Genomic DNA, 12,718 nt, shown 5'->3' with positions numbered 1-12,718 from the left:
ATCAGATGTTTGACTCATTTTTCAAAATCAACCGCCGCTTTTTCCTCTTGCGCAAAAAAATGTTGAATATCTTCGGCAATTTCGGTTGGGCTGGCTTCAATCAGAGGCAAGTTTTTGGGTAGACCTTTGACCATCCGTTTGCCATACTTTGTTGATAACAAGCGTCGATCAAGGACGACCATCACGCCTGTATCCTCTTCAGAACGGATCAAGCGCCCCAACGCTTGGCGTAGCCGTAGAATCGCTTTAGGTAAGGCATCTTCTTTGAAAGAATCGATGCCTTCTGCTTCCAAGAAGGCATGCCGTGCTTGGACCATTGGTTGCTTAGGATTCTCAAAAGGCAAGCGAGTCACCACAGCGATCTTCAAGGCCTGACCTGGTAGGTCGACCCCTTCCCAAAAACTGCTAGTCCCTAATAAGATGCCATTTTCCGCTAATAAAAATTTCTTTAAGATTTTCTCACGGGTTCCGCCAGTTCCTTGAGCAACGATTTCTCTGCCATAATGCAGGGCTTTTTTATTCAATCGATCATAGACATTTTTCAAAGTTTCATGCGCCGTAAACAACACAAGCGCTGGTTGCGGATTGTCAAACAAAATTGGGACTAACGCTTCGACTAAATAATCCGCGTATTCAGCAGCTGATGCTTGTTGGATCGAGAGACCTTTTTTAACTACATAGAGTCGAGTTTGTTTGCTGTAGTCATAAAAAGCGGGAATCGTTTTGACTGGCACATCGGTCAAGCCGATCTGATGGGCAAAATATTCTTTATTTCCCGGGATCTTCAATGTCCCCCCTAGATAAATGATGTGCTGATAGCGTTGATACCACGTGCTTTCCACAATCGAATGCCCTTCTAGATCAGCTAACTCAATCACAGCATTTCCTGACTGGGGATGCTTTTTTAACCAATGAACGTAACGAGGATGCCACCAAGTCAACCATGCGGTCACCGTTTGTTCCTGGGTTTCCATTTGACTAAAGAAATCCAATAAACGGGCAATCACGATTCGTTGTCTTGCATACCACCGATCATTGGTCAACTCGAATCGCTGACGCAGCTGTTGTTGGATCTCATTGATTTCTTGATAGTAAAGGATCAATTTCTGATGCAGCTTGTCTTGTGCTAACGTGCCATCGTAGAGGTCGTCATGGTGCACGACTTGTAGCTCTGGCGCATCGATCGACAAACTGCGAAAATACTGTTCTTGTGTTTCGACCAAGATCGACAACGCGTTTCGGTACAACGAGAACATCCGTTGTAAAAAATCATCCTCGGTAATGATTTGGGCAATTTCTTCAAATAGTCCTTCTTCATTTAGCTGTAAAAACTGCCGCTTGAAGTGAGCAGAGTCAAAGACATGTTGACTAAAGCCTTCTGCTTGCTGCGGCAACTGTTGGGCTTCATCGATCAATAAGTAATCACTCGCTGGCAAAAGCGGCTGCACTCGCCGGTTTTCCTGCATCAAAAAGGCATGGTTGACGATCAAAACATTGCTTTGCGCTATCCGCTGATATAAATGTCGGACAAAATCTTGTTCATAGAAGGGTTGATCTTTGGCTAAAAAGGCAACGCCGCGATGGCGGATGTCGGTAAATAAGGGATGATCAAGTCGAACCAAGTTCAATTCATCGAAATCTCCCGTCTCTGTTTTAGTTAGCCAAACTAAGATCCCCATTTGGTATTGCGCATATTGCTTTTGCTCTACCGGTTGATCAAGGGTCGCTTTAAAACGCTGCAAATCAATGTAATGACGATGGCTTTTGACCAAGACCGCTTGCAAAGGTTGCTGCAGTACTTGGTTTACCAAAGGAATGTCTTTGTTGATGATTTGATTTTGCAATAGAATTGATGAGGTACTAACGATCAATGGATTTTCTGGTGTCACTAGATAGGCGGCTGGAAACAAGTAACCGATGGTTTTCCCCATGCCTGTTTCGGCTTCAATGATCAGATTTTTCTCTGGCTGGGTGTAATGCGTATACACTGCATTCATCAAGCGTGCTTGTTGTTTCCGATAGACTAAGTGCTGCCCAAAGCGCTGTTCTTTTTCCGTTTTAACTTTCGGATACGTTTCTTGAAAATGCGTAGCTTCAAAAAGCGGAACGGTCTTTTTCCGCAAGACGATACCGTCGATCACTTCGAAATCTTCTGCCAACTCTGGGCCTTTTTCTTTTAAGATCCCATGGATATAGTCACTCGTTTGCATGCCCATTTGACCGCTTAAAAGCGCAATTTGTTTAAGGGTCGTTCGGGGCAGTTCTCGCATGATCGCTTCGATATACAAAAATAAAGCTGCGGTCACTTCTGCATCACTATCTGCTTGATGCGGGTTATCATGACGAAAGCCAATGCTGTCTGCTAGGTCACCTAAACGAAAGCTGCTTTCTGTTGGTAAAAACACTTGTGCCAATTCCACCGTATCGATTCCGGGAAGTGATAAAGGTGGCAGCCCGCAACGCACAAATTCATTGCTTAAAAAATGATAATCAAAATAAATATTATGCGCCACAAAAATCGTGTTGCTGAGTAAGTTATAGATCGTATCAGCTACGTCTTCGAAATATGGCGCTTTGCTTACTTGTTGGTTTGTGATGTGTGTCAATCGTTGAATTTGCTTAGAAATTCTGCGGTCAGGGTTGATATCTGCGGCAAAACGATTGATGATCTTGCCATCTTGGACTAGGACACAGCCAAATTGAATAATTCGATCAACCGTCGAATCGGTTCCTGTTGTTTCAAGATCCACCACAGCGTATATGGGTTTCATTGTATTCCTCCTTGCACACTGTCTGCATTATACTACAAAATCAATGGCGATTACATCTGTTTTCCCACTAGATACAAGGGGTCTCAGGAGGTAAAACTAGAAAGCTAACCGTTCGCGTGTCCCATCTGAAAGAGTTTGGTGCTGGTCGCTGATCGCTTTTTTTCGACAAAAAAAGGGATCTTTTTTATAATTTACTATAAGGAGGCGAAAAAAATGAATGATTTCAAAAACAAACGAGTGATTGTAACGGGGGCTGCTTCAGGAATTGGAAAAGCGGTGGCAGAACAATTTCTAGCCCATGGTGCTCTTGTTGGGTTGATTGATCGCAACGAAGAGGAGCTGCAGGAGTTTCTTGCTGACTATGACGCACAAGCCCATTATCGAGCGGTTGACGTCACCGAAGCGGATAAGCTGCAAGAAGCAATGAGTGGTCTTGTGGAAGAACTAGGTGGACTTGATGTACTCCATGTCAATGCCGGCATCAACGGTACCTGGACACCGATCGAAGAGCTGACGGTGGCAGAATGGGATCAGACGATCAACACAAATTTACGCAGTACCTTTATTACCGTCAAAGCGGCCATTCCCTTTATGAAAACAAACGGTGGCAGCATTGTCATTACGAGTTCAGTCAATGGAAACCGCATCTTCAGCAATTTTGGTGCGACAGCTTATAGTACATCTAAGGCAGGACAAGTTGCCTTTACAAAAATGGCTGCGCTGGAACTTTCCGGTTATAATATTCGGGTCAATGCTATCTGTCCTGGGGCGATCGCAACGAATATCGATGCCAACACAGAAATTGAAGAAGAAGTTGCTCGCGTTGAGATCCCCGTCAAATATCCAGAACGTTCTCGACCATTAAAGCAAGAAACAGGCGTGCCAGAACAAGTCGCCAACCTTGTGCTTTTTCTTTCTTCAGAGGCTGCGGGCAATATTTCTGGAACGGAAGTCTATATTGATGGAGCGGAATCTTTACTTTAATCCAACAAAAAAACGAAAAATCAAACCTGATACCCTCACTTGTTTCATTGAAGCCCTTGAGATGGATCATTTCTTGATTTTTCGTTTTTTCGTTTTGGTTATTTTTCCACCAAAGCCGCGATTTCTTCTAGAAAGGCAGTCTTGCCATAAAAATCTGCATTTAGTAACTCTGGAAAAATGGCTTCAAAGAAATAAGTGACACACGGACGATGCAGAAACGCTTTGACCGTCAAAACCGCTTCACGAAACATTTCTTTGAACACTTTGTCGGGGTTGCTTTTTGAGATCTCTTCAAAAGATTCATACAAAAGATCGATCTTATCCGCAATTGCCAAAAGCTGTCCTTCAAGGCTGTTGTCTTTGCCATCCGCCAAGCGTCTGCGATACGTCGCTTGAAAGCTTTGGGGGATTTCTTCTTCGATGAAGGCATCGGTCATTTTTTCTTCAACGGTTGATAACATCGCCCGCAATTCTTTGTTTGCATATTTGACTGGCGTTTTGATGTCGCCGATGAAACGTTCCGTGTAATCATGGTTCAAGGCTTTTTCATAAAGAATTTGCCAATCGACTTGATTTCCCGCTTGTTCTTCGATATCGGCTAAGGTCTGGGCAATCATCGTTACTCGAAATGAATGAGCAGCTACACTGTGCTCAGTAAACTTAAAAAAACCCGGCGCTCGTTGGATCTTTTCCAAATTAGCCAATCCGAGAATAAATTCATTCAATCCCATAAATGTGCCTCCTTTTTTTAAGAGTATAACAACTCCTTTGTCTGCAAGCAAATATCTCGCGCACAAAAAAAGAGCAGCTAAGCTGCTCTTAAAAGGCATTCACTAATTATGCTTTGTTAACGTTAGTCGCTTGAGGGCCACGTTGTCCGTCTTCGATATCGAAAGTCACTGCTTGACCTTCTTCTAAAGTTTTGAAGCCTTCGCCTTGGATAGCTGAGAAATGAACGAATACATCGTTACCGTTTTCTGCAGTGATGAATCCAAAACCTTTGTCTGAGTTAAACCATTTCACTGTACCTGTTTCCATAATAAAAATCCTCCTTGTGTTTATACACATATTTTGCAATTACTTGTATAAGGTGAAAATGTGGAAGATGTTTAAGATGAAACAAGCTACCATAATTTACCGTAACAAAAACTACACTTTGTATTATAGCACATTATCTTCATTATGACTAATAGAAAATCAAAAAAAATGAAAACGCCTTAAATTTTTTATGATTCGCAAAAAGACTGCTGCATTAAAGATCTGCAACAGCCTTCTCTTTTATGGAAACGATTTATTTATGAACGACGCAACTGTGTTTAGTAACGCAAAATCGCCGTCAAACTTTTTTCTCCAGGGGCATCTTTTTGTTCCAAGATAGATACCTCACCGCCGTTTTCTAAAACATCGATTGCCAGCGTATTTAACACTTGGCGACGATCATACTCTGTATCAGGATCTTCTCCAAAACCATCGGCGAGATTTGAGGTAGCCACAAACAAATTGGCGATCCGGCCTTCTTTGGCTGCAGGCACGATATCAACCAATTGGTCAATAAATTTTCGATCCAACAGCTTGCCGTATTCCTCAACTTCTTTTTGTGTCAACTCCGCAATCAGCTTTTGCGTACACGTTTGGATCTCTTTCAAAGATAACGACGCTGGTGAAGAAGAAATACTTGGATCTGCTTTGAAAAAGTTGGTTTTTGCCACTTTTTTAAACAGCGTTTGATTTTCTGGCAACGCAAAAAGATACATTGGTAAATGCTCTTCGTTTGAAAAATCATTTTTGAAAAATGCATCAACTGCTTGGTAGTAGTTGACGTGATCGATCTCGACCTCTTCGTCTTTGGCACTAAAGCCATGATAAGCGACGCCTTCTCCTCCTGAGTTAGGGCCACCTTGGGCACTGTAATTAAAGTTGCCGCCGCCAGTGATTTCTTCCCCCAGCGCTTTTTCGATCGTTGTCGGTGCCTCTTCTGGCAACTCGACTTCACGCACTTGATTGTTTTCAACTTGATAGACTTGCATTGAATCGCGATTCAACGCTAAGAGATAAAATGGGTAATTAAATTGTGCGTTTTTGATGACAGCTAATACATAAGGAGTTTCCCCTACGTAATATTGATCATCCACACGAATACTTAACCGATGGACCAGTACCTCTTCTGGGGTGATAATCACCGCCACACTTGTTGTACTGTTGCGCCAAAATGATTGATCTGCAAGCAGTTCATCAATTTTCGTTTGAAAAAGATCCCAAGAATGATCTGGGTATTTTTTTTCAAAGCGGCGCTTCGCATCTTTGGCTAAGTTCTTAAATTTGATTTGATCCTTTTCGACATTCTGGTGGCCGACATGCGTATTGAGCATGATCGTGACAAATGGTCCTTTGATTCTGTCAGATATTACCTGCGATAAAAAATTTTTTCCAAATTTTCCCATTCCACATTACCTCCTGCTTAATCAAATACAAATAAAGTGTACCATGCTTATTTTCTTCCATAAAGTAAAACGATTGCATGCGTTTATTTCCTCATTCGTTTTTCTGATTACTCACTATACTGGCTATTTTTCAGCGGATCTGTCAATGTATTTCTGGTGGCCCATAGAAAGCCTCGTTTGGTCCAAGTCTGAATGGTCGGCTCTTTCAGCTCTTTTAGACTGTGTCCAACGGATTGGAAAAAGACTCTGCCCTTGCCCCACTTTTTGATCCACATCATTGGCAGTATGACTTCTTGGTTAGCTGCATTCGGATGATCTTTAGCGGCAAATGTTGAGGTAGCTAACACAGTGACGGCTGGATCAACCAGGCAATAGTATTGCTCCGTCGTCAACTGAGGGATCGATTGCGTATTTGCCGTAATATAGTGATCTGTCGTAAGATCGATGCTATAGGTCGTTTTCAAGCCGCCAGGATGTGCCAAAAAACAGCCACCAGTCATAAACAACCAGCCTTTACTGGCTTGAAAAGCCGAGGCAAAACCGCCATGAACCCCTGCTAATCCCAATCCTTCTGCTACAGCCTGAGTGACATTTTGCAGCGGCTCATCAGGCAATTCTCCTCGCGTCCAATTCATGATCAACAGATCCAGCCTTTTTAATTCTTCTTTATGATAGAGAGGTTCAAAATCTGAGGCGAGTGTCACCTGATATCCTTCTGACTCCAGCAACGTTTGGTAAAACTGACTGGTCTCTTTTGGGGCGTGTCCTTCCCAACCTCCGTAAATGATCAATGCTTGTTTCATTTTGTGTTCCCTCCTTTCTTTCTAACTTAGCGAAAAAAACGCAAAAAGCGAAGCAGAACGATTCTCCGTTTTCCTTCGCTAGTAATTTTTTCTGATTTAACGGTTGATTGAACGCCCGACACGATTGATCGTATGGCGCATACCTCTAATTGCAACCGATGTTTCAAAAATATTTTCAGTCGGTGCCATGCCGCCATAACCGGCATCACCGATATGCTGCAGGTCGACCCCACAAGTTTTGTTGATAATGGCTAATTGTCGCAACGTTTCCGGACGCGCACTCTCTTGACTCGTTCCGATCGCTGACATCGTCAATAAGTCATATTGTTTGGCAATTTGAACAGCTTCAATCAGATCCTTTTCTAGAAAGCCTTGAATCGAGCCAACGGAAGGCAGTAACAAAATATCTGCCCCAGCTTCAGCGTAAGAAATGATGGCTTCTCGATCAACCACAGGTTCATCTGAGCCGGCACTGTGCATTTTTCCAGCGATGATCAACCCAGAGAAATGTTTTTTTGCCATTTTTACTGCTTTAGCGATTTCTCGGTTGGTCACACCTGTTCCAGGATTGCCTGTAAAGCAGAGAAAGTCCACCCCGAGTTCTTGGGCTTTTTTGATGGTGTCAACCGAACTTGTTCGGCCTTGACTGATGCTGATCTTTTCACTCATCATCTCCGTCGTAGCTGGGATCGGCTCAAGATTGATGCCGACAGGTCGTCCAATCAGTTGTTTTAGTTGAGGAATCGGGTTTTCAATCGGTTGTGTAGGATCAAGCAGCTGCTCCAATGTGATACCAGGCATCCCAAAAATAGCTGGACGATAACAATCAAAGCCATTCAACAAAATCAAGTCAGCCCCAAAAGCTGCCACGACTTCTGCGTTGGTGATATCGCCAGCTTGCGGCATGGTTTGAACCACCGTTTCACAGACGATCACTCGTCCTTCGCTCGCTTTAATGGATTGCTTTAATTCTTGCGCCGACATTTCTTTGATTTCACTATAGTTTGCACTTATCAATCGTTTGACCATGTTTTTCTTCCTTTCTTTTCCTTCTCATCTTGCGAGAAACACGAATAACAGGTAAAATATAGCTATTGTGTTCCCTTAGTTAAATGGATATAACAAGTCCCTCCTAAGGATTAGTTGCTGGTTCGATTCCGGCAGGGAACGTTTTTTGAAGAAAAAGATTCCTTATTTTTAAGGAATCTTTTTTTGTTGGAAAGTAAATGCGTCTGTGTCGATTGGCTTAGAAATAATCTTCCAGAATCGGCTTTCCGTCTGGTAAGTTTTCCTGAATCATCACTGCAGCTTCCTTCTCCGTTTCCATTTGCTGGAAAAAGACCAGAGAATCGAGGGATTGTGCCTGCATGAACAGCTGCACAAAACGCTGAATCGACAAGGTTGCTTTTGGCAGCTTGGTAGCCGTCGTTTTCGTGACCTGATGCTGAGCGTTTTCGATTGTCACTTCATAACAGCCATTATTCCATGGGGCATATTCATCCCCTTGAATTTCTATGGCAAAACCGCCGGCTTTTTTCAATGTGAATGGATAACTTTTTAGAAACCCTTCCACATCGATGACGCGCGCCATCATGTCCGGGCGCACTTGGTAGTGAGCCAATGGTTTGGCCGCGTTTGCTTGTAGGACTTCCCCATCAAACCCTGGTCGATAGTTAATCTGTGCTACTGAATCTGCATGAGAGACGATAAAGCGATTAAATCCTTGATACGCGTCAGCGTTCAAATAGCCCCACTCTTGAATATCGAAACGTCCCCCATCGATAAAGTAAATCAAGTAGCCTTCAGGGACCCCTGCTTCATTGCGATAAATCGCAAACGTATACGGTCGGCGCAAAACAAACTTGATTTCTTCCCACCAGGGTTGGCGAATCAGTCCGCCCTTTTGATGGCGCGGCAATTGATGATAAATCTCGTGAATGATCGGCTGTGCTTCCTCCCAATTCATGCGTTGAATCGTTCCATTCACTTTCTTACCATCGGGCCATTGATGCGCATCGACTTCATAAACCGTCCGTTCAAAAGTGTACTCATACCCATATCTACGATAAAACGCAAAGGAGAAAGGTGCCAGATAGGAAAGAACGATTTTTTGTTCATAGCAATCTTTAATGATTTGTTTCATGATCCGATCGATCCGACCTTGGCTGCGATACTCTGGATACGAAGCCACAAAGCCGATCCCAGCCATTGGATAGGTCGTTCCATGAAAATTCACATCAAAAATCGTTGCCATGATTTGGCTCGCTAATTTTCCATCCCCATCGTAGGAACCATAATTCCAAGAATTTTCCGCAAGCTTGCGATAGCGCTTGATATTTGTTTCATTCAATTCCCACTGAAAGGCATAAGAAACCAAGTCCAGTACTTCTTGCGAACCGAATTCGGTCATTTTTTGACATCTGTCATTCCTTCATCTCCTCTACTTAAAAACACGCAAGAAACGCAAAAAAGGCGTCAGTCGACCCCTTAATATGCTTCTTCCATCATACTCAACATTTTTTTAAACTGCTTGCGTTTGAAATATCCTAGAATCGTGCCTAAGAGCATGTCATTTAATTGCTGCATGAAGCCATGTGATTTCATGGTTTCCGTATAAATGACTTTGCTACTCTTTCCATCAAGTGGCGTTACTTCATAGCGAGCGACAAATTCATTTTTTGTCGTTTCTGTTTTGAATTGATAAACTTGATTTTCAATGATTTCTTCGATTTCGATCTTCGCACGACTCGTAGTAGAAAATTCCTTTACATATTGAAATCCTTCCAGTTGCTTTCTAGAAAGTGTTTTTCCAGTTGCTTTTCGTATGTCAAAGATAACAGAATCCATAATTTGATCGTAAAAGACATTTGCTGGAATCGATAAATCTTTTTCAATTCTCATTAAGACTTCCTCCTATCTGACTCTTCGGCTTTCTTCTTTCCTTTCATGAACAGAAGACTGCCAGAAATAAGCAAGAAAATACCTGTTGTAAAACTGAATATATCTAACTGCTGATTACTTGGATTCATACTGTATAGGACTACGAGTAGACCGATACTACATATAAACAAGCCGTTTTTTATCATTTTCAATCATCCTATCTATTCGTTGATCCACAGAGAACCTACTCAAACACTAACTGCTTGAAAGTATAAAACAGAACCCCAAGGCTGTGCTTTGATCAATTCTTTTGCTTTTTTTGCCGCCGCTTCTGAATCGGAAGCTGTCGTAGTAAAAATAAGTTTAATTCCTTGTTTTTCTTTGAATGTAAAAGACATTCCATCTTCGTTATATCCTTCAAGTAATTCTTTGATGGCATCTTGCTGCATTGCACTTGCTATTGAAATCATATTCTTTTCCTCCTAAATAATCAATAATAAAAGGAGGAACTGCTTTACTTCAAGCGAAGCCATAGCAGTTCCTCACAATCTACAGGTCTATTCGCCTAGTTTTGGATCAATTTTATTTGCTGAAATAACGAATGGCGCCCAAATGAAGAATGTAACGACCATACATACCAACGTTACGATTGGGGCACGCCAGTCAGCTCCTGTTGCCAAGAATGATAGCAACATTGGTGGAACGACCCACGTTACTTGTTGTGAAACAGGTGCTACTAAACCAAAGTACGTTGCTAACCAACCGATTGAAGTGGCTACTAGCGGAGCAATAATGAACGGAATAAACATGATCGCATTCAATACGATTGGCAGACCGAACATTACCGGCTCATTAATATTAAACACACCAGGTCCGATTGACAATTTTGCAACAGTTAGATAATCCGCACGTTTTGATAGGATCAAAATAGCAATCAGCAATACAATTGTACCGCCTGAACCGCCAAACCAAGCAAATGAGTCAAAGGATCCGCGTACCCACATATATGCCTTGCCATCTTCGATTGCGGCAAGAACCGCGTTAGTACCGGTTTGTCCTTCATATCCTTTTTGGAAAATATCGATATTGATCAACTGCGCTTGTCCCCAAATACCTTCTAAAACTGGAGCTAGTACGTTTGGACCATGGATTCCGAAGAACCAGAAAATTTGAACAAAAACAGTTACGATCAGTACTGCACCAAGCCCTTGAGACAAGCCTAGGAATGGTTCTGCAATATATTTTTGGACAAGATCAATAATTAATTGTCCATCAGTCAGTTTACCGACAATAAAGTTAATAATAGCAATGACATATAAGGCAATTGTTGCCGGCAAAATCGCAGCGAACGCTTTCGATACTGCTGGCGGTACTGAATCAGGCATTTTGATAGTGATATCAGCTAACATCAATTTACAGAAAATAATAACTGAAATAGCCCCCATGATCATTACGGTAAAATAAGCGTTTCCGTTTAGATGATCGAGTTTCAACCAACCCCATCCACCTGCTGTAATTGCATCTGCTGTTGCAGACCATCCGGAAGTTGCTGACCCAGCATTGATTTCATCCATCAAAGCTGTTGGAACAGCTGTCGCCACAGAAGTGCTGTATGAAAAAGCAATTCCTTGAATCAGTGTCGCTACTCCAACGATCCCACCTGCGAGATCATTCACTCGATAAGCACGAGCCAGATTATATCCCCAAGAAAAGGCAAATACTAAACCAGCAACAGCCAATGTACCATTCCATACGAAGCCATTGATACTAATAATTTCACGAATAACTGGAATGGTACTGGCATCATAACTCGGCCAAAATTGCGGTGGTAAGTCACGAATGATCGCGTTGATCATTACTGCGATCGAACCAGCCATAGTAGCAGGCATTGTTCCAATAAAGGCATCACGTAATGCAACTAAGTGCTTCTGGGCTCCAATTTTTGCAGCTACAGGGAGAATGTACTTCTCCATCCAACTTGTTAATCCATCCATTCTTAATTCCTCCTATAAGTTCTATTCGTCAAAGAAGATTTTTTGATTCATCGACAATAACTACTTCTATCCGTTCAAAGATTATTCGTTATTTAGACGTCGATAGACATCAATGATTTCTTTCGCTAAATCGGTAAATGCGATTGACGTCATTAGGTGATCTTGTGAATGCACAGTCAACAATGTCACAGTCATATGATTGCCTTGCGCTTCTTGTGTCAACAATCCTGTTTGCGAATGATGCGCTTCCACAAGAGATGCTTCAGCATCTTTGATTTTTTGGTCAGCTAATTCGAAGTCCCCTTCTTTTGCTGCCGCGATTGCTTCCATTGCGTCACTTTTTGCATTACCACCATACATGATCAATCCCATAATGGCTTCCAAATTTTGCTCATCCATCTTTAAAAATCCTCCTTACACTTCGATCCTAAAAAATCTTAGTTCATTAATGTTTCTGCTTGTTGCAATACTTTTTCGCCGTTCATCATGCCATAGTCTGCCATGTTGATCACGTCCAAAGGAATGCCTTTTGGTGCTAATTTTTGTTCAAATTGTGATTTCATGAAACGTACTTGTGGTCCTAACAATAGAACATCGACTGGTTTTGACTCCAAATGTTGGTCGGCTTCTGAAGCTGAAACAGCAAAGATATCTGCTTCCATTCCTTTAGCTTCGGCTGCTTTTTGCATTTTTGTCACCAATAGACTGGTACTCATTCCTGCTGAACAAACTAGCATAATCGTTTTTTTCGCCATCGCGTATCTGCTCCTTTCTGTTGTAAGTTACACTTTACTATAAAGCAAAAAGCGTGCCAAAAAAAATAAGTTCAGACCTTTATCTATCAA

14 protein-coding genes and 1 tRNA gene are annotated in these 12,718 nt (G+C 42.2%); 2 read left to right on the top strand and 13 right to left on the bottom strand.

The genetic code is table 11. The annotated features are described in order from the left end of the window. Window positions 1-14: 14 nt before the first annotated feature. Window positions 15-2,771: a helicase C-terminal domain-containing protein gene (locus FJU10_RS06465; protein ID WP_140965415.1), complete on the bottom strand. Its 2,757-nt coding sequence runs from the start codon at window positions 2,769-2,771 to the stop codon at window positions 15-17. A gap of 213 nt (window positions 2,772-2,984) precedes the next feature. Here FJU10_RS06465 and FJU10_RS06460 point away from each other — a divergent pair, with 213 nt between their 5' ends. After that, window positions 2,985-3,755: an SDR family oxidoreductase gene (locus tag FJU10_RS06460; protein WP_081118747.1), complete on the top strand. Its 771-nt coding sequence runs from the start codon at window positions 2,985-2,987 to the stop codon at window positions 3,753-3,755. A gap of 98 nt (window positions 3,756-3,853) precedes the next feature. On the opposite strand, the gene FJU10_RS06455 is transcribed toward FJU10_RS06460, so the two are convergent. The 5 genes from FJU10_RS06455 to FJU10_RS06435 form a co-directional block, all read right to left on the bottom strand. After that, window positions 3,854-4,486 (bottom strand): HD domain-containing protein, encoded by a 633-nt coding sequence (locus tag FJU10_RS06455; protein ID WP_140965414.1) that lies wholly within the window; start codon window positions 4,484-4,486, stop codon window positions 3,854-3,856. A 106-nt stretch (window positions 4,487-4,592) separates the two neighbouring features. Next, the gene (locus FJU10_RS06450; protein ID WP_003126918.1) at window positions 4,593-4,793 is read right to left on the bottom strand and encodes a cold-shock protein; all 201 of its coding nucleotides are present in this window, start codon (window positions 4,791-4,793) and stop codon (window positions 4,593-4,595) included. A 278-nt stretch (window positions 4,794-5,071) separates the two neighbouring features. Next, on the bottom strand, window positions 5,072-6,196 hold the full coding sequence (locus FJU10_RS06445; RefSeq protein ID WP_140965413.1) for a hypothetical protein: 1,125 nt from the start codon (window positions 6,194-6,196) through the stop codon (window positions 5,072-5,074). A 107-nt stretch (window positions 6,197-6,303) separates the two neighbouring features. Beyond that, window positions 6,304-6,999 carry a ThuA domain-containing protein gene (locus FJU10_RS06440; RefSeq protein ID WP_140965412.1) on the bottom strand — a complete coding sequence of 232 codons (696 nt, stop codon included), beginning with the start codon at window positions 6,997-6,999 and terminating at the stop codon, window positions 6,304-6,306. 96 nt (window positions 7,000-7,095) lie between these two features. Continuing rightward, window positions 7,096-8,028 carry a haloacid dehalogenase-like hydrolase gene (locus tag FJU10_RS06435; protein WP_140965411.1) on the bottom strand — a complete coding sequence of 311 codons (933 nt, stop codon included), beginning with the start codon at window positions 8,026-8,028 and terminating at the stop codon, window positions 7,096-7,098. A gap of 69 nt (window positions 8,029-8,097) precedes the next feature. Between FJU10_RS06435 and FJU10_RS06430 the strand changes: the two genes are divergently transcribed. Beyond that, window positions 8,098-8,169, top strand: a tRNA-Arg gene (locus FJU10_RS06430). A gap of 76 nt (window positions 8,170-8,245) precedes the next feature. Here FJU10_RS06430 and eis read toward each other — a convergent pair. From eis to FJU10_RS06395, 7 genes are all read right to left on the bottom strand, one after another. Further along, window positions 8,246-9,409: an enhanced intracellular survival protein Eis gene (gene eis / locus FJU10_RS06425; protein ID WP_140965410.1), complete on the bottom strand. Its 1,164-nt coding sequence runs from the start codon at window positions 9,407-9,409 to the stop codon at window positions 8,246-8,248. A gap of 77 nt (window positions 9,410-9,486) precedes the next feature. Further along, on the bottom strand, window positions 9,487-9,900 hold the full coding sequence (locus tag FJU10_RS06420; RefSeq protein WP_140965409.1) for a DUF3284 domain-containing protein: 414 nt from the start codon (window positions 9,898-9,900) through the stop codon (window positions 9,487-9,489). After that, on the bottom strand, window positions 9,900-10,085 hold the full coding sequence (locus FJU10_RS06415) for a DUF3188 domain-containing protein (protein ID WP_010749336.1): 186 nt from the start codon (window positions 10,083-10,085) through the stop codon (window positions 9,900-9,902). The genes FJU10_RS06420 and FJU10_RS06415 overlap by 1 nt, the downstream gene beginning before the upstream one ends. Before the next feature lie 42 nt (window positions 10,086-10,127). Then, window positions 10,128-10,349 carry a hypothetical protein gene (locus FJU10_RS06410; RefSeq protein ID WP_081118753.1) on the bottom strand — a complete coding sequence of 74 codons (222 nt, stop codon included), beginning with the start codon at window positions 10,347-10,349 and terminating at the stop codon, window positions 10,128-10,130. An 87-nt stretch (window positions 10,350-10,436) separates the two neighbouring features. Then, window positions 10,437-11,852: a PTS sugar transporter subunit IIC gene (locus tag FJU10_RS06405; protein WP_371179804.1), complete on the bottom strand. Its 1,416-nt coding sequence runs from the start codon at window positions 11,850-11,852 to the stop codon at window positions 10,437-10,439. Between the two features lie 102 nt (window positions 11,853-11,954). Then, on the bottom strand, window positions 11,955-12,272 hold the full coding sequence (locus FJU10_RS06400) for a PTS lactose/cellobiose transporter subunit IIA (RefSeq protein ID WP_005229473.1): 318 nt from the start codon (window positions 12,270-12,272) through the stop codon (window positions 11,955-11,957). A 38-nt stretch (window positions 12,273-12,310) separates the two neighbouring features. Beyond that, the gene (locus tag FJU10_RS06395; protein ID WP_005229471.1) at window positions 12,311-12,628 is read right to left on the bottom strand and encodes a PTS sugar transporter subunit IIB; all 318 of its coding nucleotides are present in this window, start codon (window positions 12,626-12,628) and stop codon (window positions 12,311-12,313) included. Between the last annotated feature and the right edge of the window lie 90 nt (window positions 12,629-12,718).

Origin of the sequence: Enterococcus sp. OL5, from assembly GCF_006491895.1 — a bacterium.
GTDB classification, from domain to species: domain Bacteria; phylum Bacillota; class Bacilli; order Lactobacillales; family Enterococcaceae; genus Enterococcus_D; species Enterococcus_D innesii.
This window is presented reverse-complemented; position numbering and strand designations above follow the sequence as displayed.

Bases quoted from the DNA above. Each gene is read 5' to 3' on its own strand.
- FJU10_RS06395 (WP_005229471.1), bottom strand. From the start codon at position 12,628: ATGGCGAAAAAAACGATTATGCTAGTTTGTTCAGCAGGAATGAGTACC.
- FJU10_RS06445 (WP_140965413.1), bottom strand. From the start codon at position 6,196: ATGGGAAAATTTGGAAAAAATTTTTTATCGCAGGTAATATCTGACAGA.
- FJU10_RS06410 (WP_081118753.1), bottom strand. From the start codon at position 10,349: ATGATTTCAATAGCAAGTGCAATGCAGCAAGATGCCATCAAAGAATTA.
- FJU10_RS06400 (WP_005229473.1), bottom strand. From the start codon at position 12,272: ATGGATGAGCAAAATTTGGAAGCCATTATGGGATTGATCATGTATGGT.
- FJU10_RS06460 (WP_081118747.1), top strand. From the start codon at position 2,985: ATGAATGATTTCAAAAACAAACGAGTGATTGTAACGGGGGCTGCTTCA.
- FJU10_RS06450 (WP_003126918.1), bottom strand. From the start codon at position 4,793: ATGGAAACAGGTACAGTGAAATGGTTTAACTCAGACAAAGGTTTTGGA.
- FJU10_RS06415 (WP_010749336.1), bottom strand. From the start codon at position 10,085: ATGATAAAAAACGGCTTGTTTATATGTAGTATCGGTCTACTCGTAGTC.
- FJU10_RS06455 (WP_140965414.1), bottom strand. From the start codon at position 4,486: ATGGGATTGAATGAATTTATTCTCGGATTGGCTAATTTGGAAAAGATC.
- FJU10_RS06465 (WP_140965415.1), bottom strand. From the start codon at position 2,771: ATGAAACCCATATACGCTGTGGTGGATCTTGAAACAACAGGAACCGAT.
- eis (WP_140965410.1), bottom strand. From the start codon at position 9,409: ATGACCGAATTCGGTTCGCAAGAAGTACTGGACTTGGTTTCTTATGCC.
- FJU10_RS06435 (WP_140965411.1), bottom strand. From the start codon at position 8,028: ATGGTCAAACGATTGATAAGTGCAAACTATAGTGAAATCAAAGAAATG.
- FJU10_RS06405 (WP_371179804.1), bottom strand. From the start codon at position 11,852: ATGGAGAAGTACATTCTCCCTGTAGCTGCAAAAATTGGAGCCCAGAAG.
- FJU10_RS06420 (WP_140965409.1), bottom strand. From the start codon at position 9,900: ATGAGAATTGAAAAAGATTTATCGATTCCAGCAAATGTCTTTTACGAT.
- FJU10_RS06440 (WP_140965412.1), bottom strand. From the start codon at position 6,999: ATGAAACAAGCATTGATCATTTACGGAGGTTGGGAAGGACACGCCCCA.